The sequence below is a fragment of the Tritonibacter sp. SIMBA_163 genome (genome assembly GCF_046535935.1).
Taxonomy (GTDB): Bacteria; Pseudomonadota; Alphaproteobacteria; order Rhodobacterales; family Rhodobacteraceae; genus Epibacterium; species Epibacterium scottomollicae.
The window spans coordinates 1-258 of sequence record NZ_JAWJBP010000747.1 but is presented as its reverse complement, the minus strand read 5'-3'; the positions used below and the strand labels follow the sequence as shown (position 1 = coordinate 258).

Here is a 258-nt window from a genome sequence, read left to right as displayed (position 1 = left end):
ATCTGAGCCGTTTCTTCTAGTAATTCTCGATTGTACTCTAAAATGCCTTTTGCCACGTGAAGTGCGCCATTAATTAGCTCTTGCAGTTGATTATCAATCAGTTCTGCAACTTTAGGACTCACTGGGCGACGAGGGTTCATATAATCGTCTAAAAATTGTCCTTTTATTCTTTCATAGGCAACTGGTCCAAGTTCTTTACTCATTCCGTAAAGGGTAATCGCTCGCTCAGCTAAATCCGTAGCTTTTTGAATGTCATCG

Annotated in this window: 1 pseudogene; it reads right to left on the bottom strand. The window is 40.7% G+C overall.

Going from position 1 to position 258, the window contains the following annotated elements:
• Positions 1-203: pseudogene (locus R0J92_RS24305) on the bottom strand (cell division protein FtsH); the annotation flags it as partial.
• Positions 204-258 lie beyond the last annotated feature (55 nt).